Source organism: Parachlamydia sp. (assembly GCF_050255895.1).
GTDB lineage: Bacteria > Chlamydiota > Chlamydiia > Chlamydiales > Parachlamydiaceae > Parachlamydia > Parachlamydia acanthamoebae.
Window position 1 is genome coordinate 1 of record NZ_JBFWIR010000074.1, and the last position, 15394, is coordinate 15394.

Annotated in this window: 15 protein-coding genes and 1 pseudogene; 7 read left to right on the forward strand and 9 right to left on the reverse strand. The window is 37.1% G+C overall.

The genetic code is table 11. The annotated features are described in order from the left end of the window. Together AB7E63_RS11495 and AB7E63_RS11500 are read right to left on the reverse strand one after the other, a co-directional pair. Positions 1-868, reverse strand: an 868-nt coding sequence (locus AB7E63_RS11495) for an IS256 family transposase (protein ID WP_428419556.1), incomplete at its 3' end; no start/stop codon positions are given. A 450-nt stretch (positions 869-1318) separates the two neighbouring features. Further along, positions 1319-2350, reverse strand: a complete 1032-nt coding sequence (locus AB7E63_RS11500) for a site-specific integrase (RefSeq protein ID WP_284452481.1) — start codon at positions 2348-2350, stop codon at positions 1319-1321. Between the two features lie 252 nt (positions 2351-2602). Between AB7E63_RS11500 and AB7E63_RS11505 the strand changes: the two are divergent. The 4 genes and pseudogenes from AB7E63_RS11505 to AB7E63_RS11520 form a co-directional block, all read left to right on the forward strand. Next, positions 2603-2746, forward strand: a pseudogene (locus AB7E63_RS11505) (IS256 family transposase); the annotation flags it as partial. Between the two features lie 42 nt (positions 2747-2788). Then, positions 2789-2938 carry a hypothetical protein gene (locus AB7E63_RS11510; protein WP_006342516.1) on the forward strand — a complete coding sequence of 50 codons (150 nt, stop codon included), beginning with the start codon at positions 2789-2791 and terminating at the stop codon, positions 2936-2938. Beyond that, positions 2935-3774, forward strand: a complete 840-nt coding sequence (locus tag AB7E63_RS11515; protein ID WP_284452482.1) for a site-specific integrase — start codon at positions 2935-2937, stop codon at positions 3772-3774. Before AB7E63_RS11510 ends, AB7E63_RS11515 begins: the two co-directional genes overlap by 4 nt. Before the next feature lie 174 nt (positions 3775-3948). Continuing rightward, entirely contained in the window at positions 3949-4995 is a 1047-nt protein-coding gene (locus AB7E63_RS11520) for a Fic family protein (RefSeq protein WP_006342632.1), read from the forward strand. 1305 nt (positions 4996-6300) lie between these two features. Here AB7E63_RS11520 and AB7E63_RS11525 read toward each other — a convergent pair. Beyond that, positions 6301-6492 (reverse strand): hypothetical protein, encoded by a 192-nt coding sequence (locus tag AB7E63_RS11525; RefSeq protein WP_006342627.1) that lies wholly within the window; start codon positions 6490-6492, stop codon positions 6301-6303. A 103-nt stretch (positions 6493-6595) separates the two neighbouring features. Here AB7E63_RS11525 and AB7E63_RS11530 point away from each other — a divergent pair, with 103 nt between their 5' ends. Both AB7E63_RS11530 and AB7E63_RS11535 read left to right on the forward strand, forming a co-directional pair. Continuing rightward, positions 6596-7585, forward strand: a complete 990-nt coding sequence (locus tag AB7E63_RS11530) for a hypothetical protein (RefSeq protein WP_006342626.1) — start codon at positions 6596-6598, stop codon at positions 7583-7585. Between the two features lie 192 nt (positions 7586-7777). Next, entirely contained in the window at positions 7778-8848 is a 1071-nt protein-coding gene (locus AB7E63_RS11535; RefSeq protein ID WP_013924677.1) for an IS701 family transposase, read from the forward strand. A gap of 343 nt (positions 8849-9191) precedes the next feature. Here the strand turns inward: AB7E63_RS11535 and AB7E63_RS11540 are convergent, their stop codons facing one another. Next, a complete protein-coding gene (locus tag AB7E63_RS11540) occupies positions 9192-9419 on the reverse strand; it encodes a hypothetical protein (protein WP_036746661.1) in 228 nt (75 codons plus the stop codon). 423 nt (positions 9420-9842) lie between these two features. Between AB7E63_RS11540 and AB7E63_RS11545 the strand changes: the two genes are divergently transcribed. Continuing rightward, a complete protein-coding gene (locus tag AB7E63_RS11545) occupies positions 9843-10784 on the forward strand; it encodes an FIST signal transduction protein (protein WP_284452499.1) in 942 nt (313 codons plus the stop codon). Between the two features lie 690 nt (positions 10785-11474). Here AB7E63_RS11545 and AB7E63_RS11550 read toward each other — a convergent pair. The 5 genes from AB7E63_RS11550 to AB7E63_RS11570 all read right to left on the reverse strand — a co-directional run bounded on the left by AB7E63_RS11550 (position 11475) and on the right by AB7E63_RS11570 (position 15257). Next, complete coding sequence (locus AB7E63_RS11550) at positions 11475-12920, reverse strand: hypothetical protein (protein ID WP_006341217.1); 1446 nt, start codon at positions 12918-12920, stop codon at positions 11475-11477. A 403-nt stretch (positions 12921-13323) separates the two neighbouring features. Next, positions 13324-14025, reverse strand: a complete 702-nt coding sequence (locus AB7E63_RS11555) for a hypothetical protein (RefSeq protein ID WP_006341219.1) — start codon at positions 14023-14025, stop codon at positions 13324-13326. Positions 14026-14077: 52 nt separating this feature from the next. Then, positions 14078-14329 carry a YtxH domain-containing protein gene (locus tag AB7E63_RS11560; RefSeq protein WP_006341220.1) on the reverse strand — a complete coding sequence of 84 codons (252 nt, stop codon included), beginning with the start codon at positions 14327-14329 and terminating at the stop codon, positions 14078-14080. Positions 14330-14334: 5 nt separating this feature from the next. Beyond that, positions 14335-14925 (reverse strand): YtxH domain-containing protein, encoded by a 591-nt coding sequence (locus AB7E63_RS11565; RefSeq protein WP_013924134.1) that lies wholly within the window; start codon positions 14923-14925, stop codon positions 14335-14337. Positions 14926-14927: 2 nt separating this feature from the next. Next, the gene (locus AB7E63_RS11570; RefSeq protein ID WP_013924133.1) at positions 14928-15257 is read right to left on the reverse strand and encodes a hypothetical protein; all 330 of its coding nucleotides are present in this window, start codon (positions 15255-15257) and stop codon (positions 14928-14930) included. Positions 15258-15394 lie beyond the last annotated feature (137 nt).

Sequence of the window (15394 nt, forward strand, 5' to 3'; positions counted from 1 at the left end):
TATAAATTTCGTGAATGATTTCTTTGGCATACTTTTGAACACTTTTTGGCATTTTATCTAAAATATTAGCCGTTTTATGCACCCAACACCTTTGCTGCTTTGTTGCTGGAAACTCTTCATTTAAAGCTGCCCAAAAGCCAAGTGCTCTATCTCCAATCGCAAGCTTTGGTCCTTCTTTGAGACCTCGATGGTTTAAATTTTGCAAAACTTCTTTCCAAGACAGTTTGCTTTCTCGGTGCCCATCATGGATCATGATAAGTTCTTTATTTCCATTCTCTAAAGCACCTATCAGAACCAGAACACAGGGTCGATCTTCTTCTAAACGAATGTTAAAATAAATCCCATCCGCCCAGATATAAACATACTTTTTTGCGGATAAATCACTTTTGAGCCAATTTTGATATTCTGTTGTCCATGAATCTTTCAATCTGACGATATTTGTGGGTGATAGTCCTTTAGCATTTTCTCCCAAAATTGCCTCTAGAGCTTTCGGAAAATCCAGGGTGGATATTCCTTTAAGATACAAAGCAGGAATAACCGCATCTATACTTTGTGTCCTTCTCAAATAAGGTGGCAAAATCGCACTTGTGAACTTGCCATTGTCTCTATGTCTTATTCTAGGCTGGCGAATTGCAATTGGGCCAAGACCGGTTTGAATGTTTTTTTCTGGTAAGTAACCATTTCTTACTGCAGGAGATTGATGGGTAGATTCTTTCGATTGTTTGTAAAGTTCCAGATATTCTTGTAGTTCAAATTCAATAGCTTGCTGTAACAATTTTTGAGCCCCTTTACGAAGAATTTCTTCGAGAGGATTATTTTGTTCATTTGTTGATGGCATTTTTTCTGAAGAAAAGCGAAAATCTTTCATGAGCGCACTCCCATTTAGTTTTTGTCGTAAAAAACATTTTAAGGATGCGCTCTCTTTTTTTCATCTCATACACAACTTTCGATCATATCTCCACTGTAGAATTTCCTAGAAAATTGATGCGGATACTCTAGCAAGGGAAGGGATAAGGATCCTGTATCTATCCACTTTTCAGGAATCCCTCTGCTATTAATAGGGGCTCCAACTATTTCAGCAGCGGCTAAAAATACGTGATCTGAAGCATTCTCTAAAAATAGGTATTTGATTTTTTTATTTTGTGAGTGGAAAATCTTAGCGGTTAAATGCCCGTAAAGAGGGCTAAAGATTTTAGAGGATTCTACTAATATACCAAAGTTGGGACTGTCTGAACGATCCCAAAAATCATTATCGGCTGGCTCTGGAGGTAAATCAAAAGGCCCTATAACTTCCTCATAATCAAAAAGATAAAAATCCCTATAACCCTATTTTTGAGGCTGGATTATCCTTCCATAATTCCCTGGAACGAATATATTTTTTCAAAGTATCGCTTCTCTTATGTCCAGTTTGCTTCATAATAGCATATTCTTGAACCCCTGCTATAGCAGCTGTGGTAACAAAACCAGAGCGAAGACTATGCCCAGAGTATTTTATCGCATTTTGCTTTAAAAAATGATTCCTTTTAATGATTCTAGCAACAGAACGAGCTGACAGGCCAGTTTGGCTAATGTTTCCATGCCGGTTAATAGATCTAAATATATATCCAGAGGTAATACCTGAGAGACTAAACCAATCTTTTAAAGCCCTGACAGGGCATGTATCTGGATGGGATCCATACGGAATTGCCACATCCATCCCCTTCTCCTCTTGGTCGGTCTTAGACCGTTTTATCTTAATGACAAATCCATCCCTCACTAATTTTAAATCTTCAAAATCAATGTTTACTAATTCTGATCTGCGAAAAGCTCCTGCAAAACCAATTAATAGCAAAGCCTTGTCGCGAAGGTTGATTAACTTGTTTTCTTCATTTAAAGCATTAATCATACCTCTAAGATCTTCGATAAGGATGGGTTCTTTCCTGCCTTGAGATATACCTAACGTGTTTTTAATCCCTTTCCAAGTTTCCTGTATAGCCGGATGTTTTCGATCAAATGGCATCCCCACCATCCGATGCGCTTGGCTGATAGAGCTTAATCTTCTAGATAAGCTTGCCGTTTTTAATGGGTTTTGCAGTTTCCCTTTCGGATCTATAAATGCATTTGTAGCCCTATCAGAAAGATAGCATGCCACAGAATAGGGAGCCGCTGGCAGTGAATTCAGGCCCTTCGATTTGCACCAGGAATCGAAATCTCTCCAATCCGATGCATAGCTTTTTTCCGTATTCTTAGCCCTGGCGTTTTTAGCAAATTCCTTTGCCAAATGGGAAAGCTGAGCAAGAGTACTTAGCTCTCCTGCCTTGGGAATAATCGCCATACCATTAAAATTTGTCTCGTTTTGTGGATTGTCCATATAGTCTCTCATTATTAGCAAATGCCTTTCATCTTTGCTAATTTTCATGCGGGCTTGTTCTAATGTCCGATAATCTACTCTTATCGGACATTAAAATATTTGAGAATTTAATTCAAGAGGGCAAAAATGCCACCTCTAATATTAGCAAGCAAAACAACCGACGGCTGGAAATAGAAACAAGAAGGTTCTGCAGAGAAGAATACATGGTATTTTAAATTTATATATTATTTTTTTAACATGTGGTCACGACATACAGACGAAGCTTTATTTAAAATGCTTTTTTTAGCAGCGCGGGACGTTTCAAAAAAATGGACCATGCCTATTCGGGAATGGAAAACAGTCATTTCGCATCTAGCGCTGGCTTATGCAGACAGGTTATGTCTAACAAATGACTGATCCGATTTACACAGAAAAATTGACAGACTCTCGGAAGGGGCTATGATTGAATTGGAAGTTTGGAATTATGATCCTGAACTATTTGCAAAAGATGGTATTGTCGATCCCTTCTCACTTTATCTTAGTTTACAGGAAAGTAAAGATGAGAGAGTCGAAGGTGCATTAGAAGAAATGATGGAGAAAATTAAATGATTAATGGATTGGAACATTTTAAGAAGAATTTTTTATCTTTTGCAAATCACTATGTTTTAATTGGTGGCTCAGCTAATTCTTACATAGATCCCAAGGAGAAATTGCAAAAACCTTTAAAAACGGCAAGCTTATCTAGAAGATTAAGCTCTATCAGCCAAGCGCATCAGATGGTGGGGATGCCATTTGCTCGCAAACATGCTGCTATTCAAGAGACTTGGAAAGGGATTAAGAACACGCTAGGAATATCTCCAGGCAGGAAAGAACCAATCCTGATGGAAGACCTTAGAGGTATGGTTAATGCTTTAAGTCAAGAAAACAAGTTAATCAACCTTCGTGACAGGGCTTTGATTTTGATCGGTTTTGCTGGAGCACTTAGAAGATCTGAATTGGTAAGTATTTGCTTTGAAGATTTAAAATTAGTAAGGGATGGATTTGTCATTAAGATAAAACGGTCTAAGACCGACCAAGAGGGGAAGGGGATGGATGTGGCAATTCCGTATGGATCCCATCCAGATACATGCCCTGTTAGGGCTTTAAAAGATTGGCTTAGTCTCTCAGATATAAGCTCTGGAAGTATTTTTAGATATGTTAATCGACATGGATCAGTTCAAAAAAATCAATTATCGCCAGAAGCTGTTGCAAAGATCATCAAACGTAATTTACATATTAAATATCAGTCAGAAAAGTATTCTGGGCATAGCCTTAGATCTGGCTTTGTGACAACTGCGGCTTTAGCTGGTGTTCAAGAATACGTCATTATGAAACAAATCGACATGTTTTTTAGCCAAGGCATCTATGCCACTCTGCACTTCTACACGCTACGTTTCGGAGGGTAATCAGAAAAACATGCTAGGATTATGCAGCATTGTGTCAACATCTGCTTAGACTGAATTTCCTTTTTTGCGACATTTTTATAGGATTCATGTCGCTTAAAGTGTCGTAAAAATGTCGCATACACCTTGCAAAGAATGCACTTTTACGACAAAATGAAAGAAAAAATGTCGTAAAAAATGCCTTTTAAACCAATTTTTACTATTTCACTTCCTATAGCCTCAGCTATTGCCTCTATTGAAAGAACTCGAGGTTTTTTAGAGGCTGCCAGTCTTTCAAAAGATTGGGTAGCTAAAATGCAGGCACGAGCACTCGTTCTTGAGGCTCATCATACCACTCATATTGAAGGAACCCACTTAAGGTTAGATCAATCGGAAAAACTGATTGCAGGTGAAAAAATTTCTAATGTTGATGCTGAGGACGTTCAAGAGCTTCTAAATTATAAGAAGGCATTTGATTTCGTCGCTGATTACGTGTCTTCTCAAGGAATCATTACAGAAGGTTTAATTAGAGAAATTCATCATCGCCTTGTCGAGAATGTGAGAGGAAACAGTGCTCAACCAGGACAATATAGGATCATTCAGAACTATGTTGCGAATTCTAAAACAAAAGAGATTATCTATACTCCCCCATCAGCTTATGAGGTCCCTATCCTCATGGCTGAATTAGTGGAGTGGATCCAAAATGAACAAACGATCCCAGCTGTACTTTTATCTGGAATTGCACAATTTCAACTCGTTCATATTCACCCATTTTTAGATGGGAATGGAAGAACAGCTCGGCTCTTGTCTACACTGTGCTTATACAGATCTGGTTATGATTTTAAAAAATTATTCACCATCAGTGAATATTATGACAGGAATAGACAAGATTATTACAACGCCATTCAGTCTGTCAGAAACAACAATATGGATATGACTTGTTGGTTAGAATATTTTTGTAAAGCCTTGGAAACACAAATGCGCGAAATCCAGTTAAAAGGATCTCAAGCCATCCAACTAGACGTTTTAGCAATAGAACACAAATTATCCCAGAGACAAAAACAGGCATTAGAATATTTGTTTGAAAGAGGTAGAGAATTTTCAATCAATGACTATGAGCTATTGTGTCCAGGAATTAATAGACGCTCTTTACAAAGAGACCTCTCTGATCTAACAAGCAAGGGATTGATCACGCAAAGCGGCATGAGAAAGACAACGCGTTACAGAATAAATATCGGTGACTAGTCTTTATGCGACATTTTTACGACAAATTATACGACACTCGCAAAATAAAGAATGTCTAAAACTGATATGGATTAGCCTGGGAATTGATCATTTGCATGTCACATAACAAATGTTATTAGGCAATTTTATTGTTTTTTTGAATTATTAAGAGGAAGGACTATGTATTATAACCATAGCGTCTGATAATGATTATTATGTTTCTATAAGTAGCTATTGATGTGAGGTTTATGGGTAAAACATTATCAATTCCTGCTATTTTTAATTTCCTTTTAAAATACCGGATCGAAAAAAGAATCAATGCATGTTTGGCCAACCACACAACTTTCCAGAGATCCAGCTTTATGGATTCCTGTCTATCTGGATGTACGGTTGTATTGTTTTTCAGAATTCTTAATGGGAAAAATTTTCAAGATCTCCTAAAAAAAGGATATTTTGCTTTGGATTTTAACCAAAAATGACTGAACCTCTTGCATAACCCTACTGTTTTTAGTTTGGAACTTGGCCGAGATAGCTGAAAAAACTTTTTCAGGTCTTTTTGATAACATTTATCAATTCAATTTAGGATCGATCCCCCACAGCTTTCCAAAATTCTTCGATTGAGTTGCAGCAAGTCAGATTCTTTCTCTCATCAACATCACGCATGGCCGCTTGAGTCTCAACATTTGGCTTTTCGTTGTGGATATTCTGTCTAACGTAAGGTATGATAAACTCACTTATGGTCATCTTTCTTAAATTTAAGACATACTTAATTGAAAACAATTGGTTTTACTCACATCTGTTTTCAGAAGCCATCCAGATTTTCGTAATCAATCCCCTTCTCCTCTCAATGCTTCTTCATGTGTTTTAAGAGTTTCTTAATTTGGTTTTCATGGAAAACCGGTTCTTAGGTAAAACAGGATGAATTCACTGAGATTCAAATGAACTTTTGCTTCTAGCATTTTTATGTACGCTCTTTCGTCAACAATGTACTCTATGATGACTTTAACCTCTTGATGAGAGTGAGAATTTTCCTTTATTTATACCCTAATTTTACCAAATCTTTCGTGATTTCTCGGATTTCCTGTGTAGCTCTCACAGCCGACGTGAACTTTTTTATCCAAGACGCCTATAACCACCCTGGGCTTTTATTACATTTCGAAGAGCAATCAAAAAAAGGAGCTGAGATTCTTCATCAATCTTGGGGCTTTCTTCCAATGCTACATTGAGATGAATGTATGTAAAAATATGTAGGAACCTCTACAAAAATAGGGCCTCCATAGCATTTGTTTTCATTAAAATAAAAAATTTTATCGGAAGAGCTCATTATCAAATATTAATATCTTCAGGATGATTTGGGTCAAAAATCAATTTAACATCTTTTCCTTCAATAAAGTGTTGGTCGAGCTCTTGAATAAAAAGATCTTGACTTAACCTATATTTTTGATTAATTTCTCTAATTTTTTGCTTTGTTCCATCGAAATATTCGAAGGGCGCAGGCCCATTGTATGAAAGGAGCACTTTTTCGACCTCACTTTCTTACCAATAAATTTTCCAGGAGAGGCCAGCCAGCCTTAGAGTTAAATAGTCAAATACCTAATCATTATTCAAAAAAGGAGTCACTATGACAAATTTCCCCCAGCCTTATTCACCCGCTCCCCCTTATGCACCTTTCCATATGGCAGAACCTGAATATTTTCTCAGCAAAACATCAATTGTTTCCACAGACCCTACTGGCAGAAGCAGGGCTAAAGCTTCATTTGTTGCCCTTAATCGTCGCACTGACAAGGGAACCTTCCACAGACCACTCAATATTTCTTTTAGATGCTCGCGAAGTGTTTATGAGGTAGACGCTAAGATGAGAGATATTTATAACACAATTATTGCAGGCGGAGCCCATACTTTATTAACAGAAAATCCGCATGGGTGTCCAGTCGGAATGAACACGGGACATTGTGGCAATATGAGAAAAAATTTAGCAGAATGCAAATGTGTTCTTCTAGATCGAAAAACTACTCCTCACACAAGACAAGCATATGAAGACTTGGTAATCGGCCAGGTTATGGGTATTATCGGCCACAACACAAGTCAATTTAATGTGAGGATTGCCATGTTCGCTACTGGTATGCTCCACGGTGAGCAATGCTTACTTATAAGGCTTGTTGATACTTTAAAGAAGGCTAATTACGCTGGGACTATACATGTCTCTTTAATCGACACAGAGTATAAGAAAAGCATTGACGATAGCCATGCCGTAGCGCATTTGCCTTATGGTACGTCTTTTTCTTGGGCTCAATTATTAGGCAATCGCGCAGATTTTAACCAATTTATCACTGAATTGTCTTTATGTTTGTCCCCTGATATTTTCATTAAAGGGAGTATCTTTGGCAGTGCTGAGGACTATGCGTTCAAAGCTCAACAATTCGGGCATAAACATGACCTAATGATAGGCGCAGATCTAGAGGGAGCAGATGGAGTGATGGATCAAACTAATTTAATTGCTAACCGAACTTCCCTAGCAGCAATAGCTCTTGTCAAGAGACAGGAAAACTCTACAACTATTCCCAAATTATGCTTGATTAAAAACGATCAGGAATACTGCTACAAAGTGTAAATAGCATTTAAAGCGGTTTATCCTAGCAAAAAAAACTCACGGATATCCGTGAGTTTCAGAGGGTTTGAAATTCATTGTATGCTTTATGTTCCGTGGAATTAATCACTCACCTTACGCAAAACATCTAAAAATCGGTTGATCGAGCATATCAATTCGATGTAAAAGTTTTTGTTCAATCTTTGGAGAAAAGTTATGGACAAATTACTCGACCTTTATTCGGATTACTTGATCGCTCAAAATCAATATGCAACTGCTGTTGGTCTTTCCGATCTCTTAGAAGGGCGGGTCAGTCACGATAAAATTACTAGATTTTTGAACGGCAAAGAACTGGCCTCTAGAGAACTGTGGGAGTATATCAGACCAGAACTTCGAAAAATCGAGGAGGATACAGGAGGGGTTCTTATTATTGATGATACCATTGAAGAAAAGGCCTATACGGATGAAAACGAGATCATTTGTTGGCACTACTCACATGCCAAAGGCAGATGTATGAAGGGAGTAAATCTCTTATCGTGTCTTGCTCGCTACGGCGATATTGCCTTACCCATTGCCTATGAGCCTGTTTGCAAAGATGTGCTTTTTTGTGACATTGCTACAAGAAAAGTAAAAAGACAATCCTCGATCAGTAAAAATCAAATGTTTCGATCTATGATTGCTCAAGCTGTAACCAACAAGGTGAAATTTGAATACATACTAGCTGACGTTTGGTTTGGAGCCAAACAAAACATGGAGTTTGTTCATTATGATATGAAAAAGAAATTTATATTTGGAATTAAAGCTAATCGATTAATTGCCCTTTCTGAAGAAGATAAAAAAAGGGGTCAGTACCAAAATCTAAATACATTACCTCTCAAGGATGGAGAAAAAAGGATAGTCTACCTAAAAGACTTGTCCTTTCCTGTCGCCTTAATTGTGAAGATCTTCAAAAACGAAGACGGATCCACAGGAACTCTATACCTTGTCACAAATGACCTAGAAAGTAGTGCTGACCGCATCTACGAAGTCTACCAAAAACGGTGGCGCATAGAAGAATATCATAAATCGATCAAGCAAAACGCTAGCCTTGCGAAATCACCGACTAAGGTCATGCGATCCCAGAAGAACCACATTTTTGCATCAATCATCGCTTATTGCAAGCTAGAATTTCTTAAAACTAAAACTTCTTTAAGTCACTTTGGCATGAAATATATGTTATTGATGAAAGCAAATCGAGCGGCATTTTTAGAACTTGGAAGATGGCAATTCAATCATGGAAAGTTTTGATCATGACCCCTTTTTGCGTAAGGTGAGTTAATCATGTATGCAAGATCATTTTATTTCATTAAAACAGATTTACTATTTACTTATACAGTAATTATAAAAGTAATTTCCATTGTCCAAGCGCGATAATAAGCAATATTGCCGAAATTGAATTAGACATAAAAAAATAGCTAGAATTCGGGCAGGCAAATTTGGTGTAGCAAGGCCATTAGGTTCTCAACTTTTTAGTTACCTTGGTGGATAAATGAGCTACGGTATGCCAATTTTTAATTTCGTTTAAGCTTTTCGCTAACTTTTTTTTCGTCTACCCATGAAGGTTTCCAAGCTTTTTGACAAAAAAGCTTTGTCATGTTCCCATTATTTGGTGCTTCGCAACCCACATAACCCCAATAATCCTGCACGCCTTAATAATTCTAGGCTCTGTTTCAATAACGCCAATAACACCAGTGGTTAAGGCGACTGCTATAACTGCTGTTTTTATGATTTTTAAATCAAGTTCACCCTGCCTTTCGATCCTATTTTTTTCAAATCTATACCTTATACAATTTTGACAAAACTCCACACCGGCATTCACTGTAAGCCTCCTTCAATCTTTCAACTGGCTTTTGATAAGCGCAAATTCAATTTGCTATTCCGAGACAAGAACGCCTATTTGCCTAGCTTTACCAGAAATATTATGTCTTTTGGAAATATACTTTACACGAAAAAGACTAAGCTTATTGGCAAGCCTGAGCGGTTGCTGAGAACCTATCAAAACTAGCAAAAAAGTGAGCGAGCATAAAGCAAGCTCGCTTTTTTGCTAAATAACGGTTCCGTTACCGTTACCGTTGAAATCCATAATATTACAAATAGCTGAAATACAACAGCTTTGCGTCTTTGGTTAGGGGGCCTTTACGAGTGAGGGTTAGGGGGCCTTATTTTTTAAAATGATACATAAAAAGCGTTTTTCCTTGGATAGGCTTGGCAATAAAGATTCGAGATATGATCAAAAGGAGGGATTGCGTGTGCATTTATCACATCGGACACACATCACTTTTATACCGGCATTGGTATTGGGCTGCAAAACAAACAAAATGAAGCCATCGATGTTGCTCTAGCAAACTTCCCAAAATCGGTTCCCAACTTTCCTTTGCAATCTGTAATGCTGTTCGTCGATGGATTAACAGGAAAAGGCGAAGAAGCCGTGCAAGCAGCTTCTCGAATGTTAGGGGGTCAGGTCAAATTATTCGGAGGAGCGGCAGGAGATAATCTGCATTTTAAGAAAACTCGTGTATTTGGCTCAGGGTTAGCCCTTTCCGATGCCGTGAGTACATGCCTCATAGCTTCCAAAAAGCCGATTATTTGTAGCGTAAAGCATGGCCACCACCCGATCTCCCCAGCTCTTTGCGTGACGAAAGCTAAAGACAATGTTCTTTATGAAATCGAGGGAAAGATTGCATTAGATGTATGGAAAGAATACTTACAGGATGAAATTCAAGAGCAGGATTGGAAGCACCTCATTAACCATAGCTCAGAATTTTTATCTAAACTATTAATGAAGGCAGGAATGATTACGGGCGATTCTTATGAAATCCGCTTTCCGATTTCATGTAATCCGGATGGTTCTTTAAACTTTATTTGTAAAGTTGAAAAAAATTCCTTAATCAAAATCATGAGTACACGCCCCTCTGATCAAATTACATCAGCACTAGAAGCTGCTAAAGAAGCCCTGAAACTAGCCAAAAATGAAAAGATTGCTGGCATTGTTGTCTTTGACTGCGCTTGTCGAGGAATGATTTTAAAAGAACGTTTTTCCGTAGCTGTGGAAATGATCAAAGACATCTTTCCTGATACTCCCATGATTGGAGTAGAAACCTATGGAGAAATTTTGTTAGAGCCTGACGTACTTGCAGGGGGATTTCACAATGCCTCGATCGTGATCATGCTCATCCCCGAATAAACAAAACTTTCTCGAGATCATTAATCATATTATAAAGACACTGATACTTGCCCGGAGGAGATTTTAATGCCTCCACCCCATGCCAAGCATTCGATGTTTTTTTGAATAAAAAAACTATAATTATCCAGAAAATTAAGAGATATGGAACTTCTTTCGAAATTCATCACGGTAACTCTAAATTGTGAATTTCTGCGATAAGGTTATATATCTTAGACGGAATCTTTGTTTGGCCTTTTTATTGAACTCTCAGAGGTCTATAAGCACAACTTCATATTCTATGTCGCTATTTAAAAGGATTTTACGTCATGGAAGAGCAAAATTTGGATACTAGATCAGTGTGTCTTTTACCCTCTTCACCGTTTTATAAACATGCTCTCACTGACTGAATAACTTTGACTTAAGCGAAAGAAAGTTCTGTATTCTCTGATGTACCCTAAAGTCAAAGATCATTCGCTTAACGCGTGTTAAACGGCAAAACTTTTCTTCATCCCCCTTTAAAATTTCAAATTTCATCTAGAATCCTCCAAGATACTAGAACACATTCCTAAAATTTAATTTTGAAAGAAGTTCATTATCCAAATATAGCTAAATTTTGGGGTGTGTCAATAAGCTCTGTAATGCATACCATCAACCAAAATTTATCTTTAAAATTAAAGCGGGCCTCGAAATGAAGCCTGCTGTGATTATGTTTTAACCGGAAAACCTAGAAAATTGATTTGGAAGGTTGAGAATGCGTGAAATAAGGTACGTTTGAATTTCGCGTAACAGCGTTTGTGAACTTGTGGGTAGTTGTTTAAATTGCTCTAATCGTTCCTGAAATTCATGGATTTCTCGTTGATCCTGAAGTGTGCATGGATCTTGAACAATCATTAACAAATCAGGCAATGAACTTAGCTTAAAACGGTTAGGAATTGTAGTTTTGCATAAATCTTGGATTTGCAGAATAGGAAGTTTCGGTATAGCGGTTTCTTGACTTTGAACCGCATCTTGTATTTCCATTCTCGATGCTAGAGGCATTTGTTGTTGAAGAAAGCACTGAAACACCGTAGATTCTCTATTTTGCAAAACATTCCAGTATAGTTTATCTATGCGTTCTTCAATCGCACTTTTAGCCTGTTCTTTCTCTTTAATCGTAAAATAATCAAACTCCCCTTTCATGTAACAGATGTCGAACACTTCTTGTGCCACCTTTATCGAAGATATTTCAAATTCTTGGTCTCTCGAAAATTTCATTTCCAAATATCGATCAAAAATAGGTCTAGCTATTCTATCAATTTTCTCCCATGGATTACATCTCATTATTTTTTGGAGAGCAGCAAAACGCATTGCATGCATAAGCGTGCGCTTAATACACCCGAATGGATCACATCTCATTATTTTTTGAAGAACAATGAAACGCACTTCATGCATAAGCGAGTTATTAATCTCTGCTCTCAATATATCGAGGGCTTTAAGTTCCTGATGTGCACCATTTCTCATTAATTGTCTTTCATGGAACCCCATCAACCTGGCAATCACATGCTTTTGCAAATCCGCAATATCTTGTTCAAAATTCTTTTGCTCATAATCGTCAAGATTCATCTTTCTTTGTGCAAAATGGACCTCAACACTAATGTGAATAATATTTCTAACCGTATTGGAAATGTCTGCAAAAAAAAATTCCAATGGTCGTACAAAATCAATTTGAACTGGATGCCTAACTGAGCATTGCCCCACGGGATAATTTAGTAAAAATTTTTGATCATTAAACATCTCTTTACATAAAGGGATTGTATGATGCTCATAAAAATAAGAATCAAGAACCTTTAAGAGAACTTCACGCAAATGAATTGTATCTTTTAGCTCATGATTTTTATAAATTTCATAAAGAATCTCTAAATATTGAATACGATCTTCCAGTAGCAATTGTTCGCATTCAATAAACGTTTTTCCTTCAGAATCTTGTGCTAATAAACATGCTTTCCCTTCATAAAGATAACCATTTTTGTATAGCTCCAAAAGCTTTAGAAAATTATTTTTATCAATAGTACTTCGAAGGGATTTCACTCGTTCAGTCAGGAAAGCGCTAGAGGAACCAGATCCAAAATAACTGGGAGAAGGACATAGCGGATAAGAAGAAATACCATTATTATGCATAAAATTTTATTCCTTTTCATAAACTTAAATGGAAAAGTAACTATCATATATAAAACTTGTGGCATAGACCAACAAGCTTAAACTAATCAAAATCCAGACTTTCAAGATTCATGACTTCTCACCTATTAACTTGAGATCAAAAAGTTGTGTATGGGATGAAAAAAAAGAGCATCCTTGAAATGTTTTTATCGCAAAAATTAAATGGGAATGAGCCGATAGAAGATTTTCGCTTTTTTTCAGAAAAAATGCCATCAATAAATGAACAAGATAACTCTCTAGAAACCTTCTAAAGATAAAGCCAAAACTCAGATTATGGAGAAAATTTTGTTAGAGCCTGACGTACTTGCAGGGGGATTTCACAATGCCTCGATCGTGATCATGCTCATCCCCGAATAAACGAAACTTACTCGAGATCATAAATCACATTAAAGAGCCGTCGATACTTACCTGGAGGAGATTTTAACGCTTTTACACCATGCCAAGCATTCGGCGTGTTTTTGAATAAAAAACTATAGTTATCTAGGAAGTTAATGGGCGTAGAAGTCATAAAATCTTGAAAATCTGGATTTTGATTAGGTGTAAGTTTGTCTCCAAGTACAAGCAAAGCCCCTCCCCAAGCAAGATCCCAATCTTCTGAAGTGTTAAAGTAAAAAATGTGGGTCGCAACCTTCGAAGCATTGTCACAATGGGGAGAGACCTCATTGGTCGAAATTCCCATGTGCCAAGCGTACCGAATCTGGTATCTTTGCTCTCCTAAAATCTGCTTCATTAAATTTTGATAAGGTGCATTTGTTTCAATTTCATGCAAAAATTTTTGCCATGTTGGAGATAAAAATTCTGCGTGAATTGCCCCTACTTTTTCTTTATCCTCACTATATTTTGACTTTTCATAAGCCAAATAATAACGATTGTGCGGTCTTTGGTTTTTGCCCCTTGCCAAATTTTCATGATACTCAAATAGTTCTAACGGAGGAAATTCATCATGCAATTGCTTAAAGCTTTCTTCCGTTAAAAATTCATGAAAATTATGCCACGGAAATGGCCATCTTTTTAAAAAAGATTCCAGCGGAAATGAACGTATGACAGACTCGTTGATCAATTCCATAATCTGGATCCTTTCAAAAAAAATTTAAAGGAGGAATAATCCTCCTTAGATTCTAATGGCCACGGGTATGTTTACGATGTGGTTTTTTAGGCTGTGGTATAACGGATTTCAAAGCTTTTGTCGAGCGAGATCGTGGTGATGCAGCATGCTTTGTCTTTTTCCCATTGATTTGATTGAGTTGATTGAGCATTTTCTGTCTCAGTTTTGCACCAGAAGCAGGAGTGAGCAACAAGGCAGTCGCAGCCCCTAAAAATGTGCCAATCAGAGTTCCCCATAAAAAATCTTCTTGAATTTTGTTAACCATGGGAATTATCTCCTATTTTGAAATTGTTGCAAAACTTTGATTCCTAAGCTTGCCCAATCAATAATTTCTTCAAGATGTGAATTGGAAGCATGTTTCCTTTTCGAATTAGAAGTGGAGAGTTTGCTGATGATTGTATTAAGTGTATCCTTCCAATCCTCAGCATATTCCATGGCATCATGGCCTTTGTGATTGACATTCGCCATAAAGCTTTCGGCTTTCTCACGAATCTCATCATATTTTTCTCCAAGCTCTTCACGTAACTTTTCTCCAGATTGTGGAGCTAATAATAATGCAGATGTGGCTCCTAGAATAGCACCAAATGCTCCCCCTAACCACATGGTAGCGGGACTCTCATCCTCTTCTTCTTCATGGTAACCATTGTGATAATCAAAGGCATGCAAAGCCTTATGACCAGTCTCTTTCACCTGATCACTAAAATGTTGCGATTTTTCGCGAATATCTTCGATTGTATCTGATAAATCATTTCTTAGCTCTTGACCAGACTTTGGAGCAAGCAGCAACGCTGCAAGACTTCCTGTTAAGCCGCCTAAGAGAGCTCCCTTTAAAAAGCAATTCACATGGTTCTGGGTTCCCATATTCATCTCCTTTTTAAAACTTTTTTTATTAAAATTAATCCTAAAAGTAGCCAATCTGTTAGATCACCGGTGGGTTCTTCTTGAAATGCGATGACCTTTTTTTTTTCCATGAATTCTTTCTGCAACAGATGCGTCTTTTCTTCACAGATATCTCCCACATTCGAGATCGATCGAATGAAGGGATCCATTTTTTCCATGCGCAGCTCCATTCCATCCATGAAAAAATCTAATTTTTTTAAAGTTTTTTGAACTGTAATTAGCGTTTGTATAACAAAATAAGCTAGTACAGCAAAAACAATAACCGAAATAAAAATCATAATTTCTATAAACATAATAAAAACTTAATTAATTTCATTACCTAATCCATACTAAATAAAAGAAACCATGTCAACAAAATTAACTTAAAAAAAGATTGCGATTTTTTAACTGCTTTCTTATGTTGAAGATATGTGGTACAAATCATCATTCA

Bases quoted from the DNA above. Each gene is read 5' to 3' on its own strand.
- AB7E63_RS11500 (WP_284452481.1), bottom strand. From the start codon at position 2,350: ATGGACAATCCACAAAACGAGACAAATTTTAATGGTATGGCGATTATT.
- AB7E63_RS11510 (WP_006342516.1), top strand. From the start codon at position 2,789: ATGATTGAATTGGAAGTTTGGAATTATGATCCTGAACTATTTGCAAAA.
- AB7E63_RS11515 (WP_284452482.1), top strand. From the start codon at position 2,935: ATGATTAATGGATTGGAACATTTTAAGAAGAATTTTTTATCTTTTGCA.
- AB7E63_RS11520 (WP_006342632.1), top strand. From the start codon at position 3,949: ATGCCTTTTAAACCAATTTTTACTATTTCACTTCCTATAGCCTCAGCT.
- AB7E63_RS11530 (WP_006342626.1), top strand. From the start codon at position 6,596: ATGACAAATTTCCCCCAGCCTTATTCACCCGCTCCCCCTTATGCACCT.
- AB7E63_RS11535 (WP_013924677.1), top strand. From the start codon at position 7,778: ATGGACAAATTACTCGACCTTTATTCGGATTACTTGATCGCTCAAAAT.
- AB7E63_RS11550 (WP_006341217.1), bottom strand. From the start codon at position 12,920: ATGCATAATAATGGTATTTCTTCTTATCCGCTATGTCCTTCTCCCAGT.
- AB7E63_RS11555 (WP_006341219.1), bottom strand. From the start codon at position 14,025: ATGGAATTGATCAACGAGTCTGTCATACGTTCATTTCCGCTGGAATCT.
- AB7E63_RS11560 (WP_006341220.1), bottom strand. From the start codon at position 14,329: ATGGTTAACAAAATTCAAGAAGATTTTTTATGGGGAACTCTGATTGGC.
- AB7E63_RS11565 (WP_013924134.1), bottom strand. From the start codon at position 14,925: ATGGGAACCCAGAACCATGTGAATTGCTTTTTAAAGGGAGCTCTCTTA.
- AB7E63_RS11570 (WP_013924133.1), bottom strand. From the start codon at position 15,257: ATGTTTATAGAAATTATGATTTTTATTTCGGTTATTGTTTTTGCTGTA.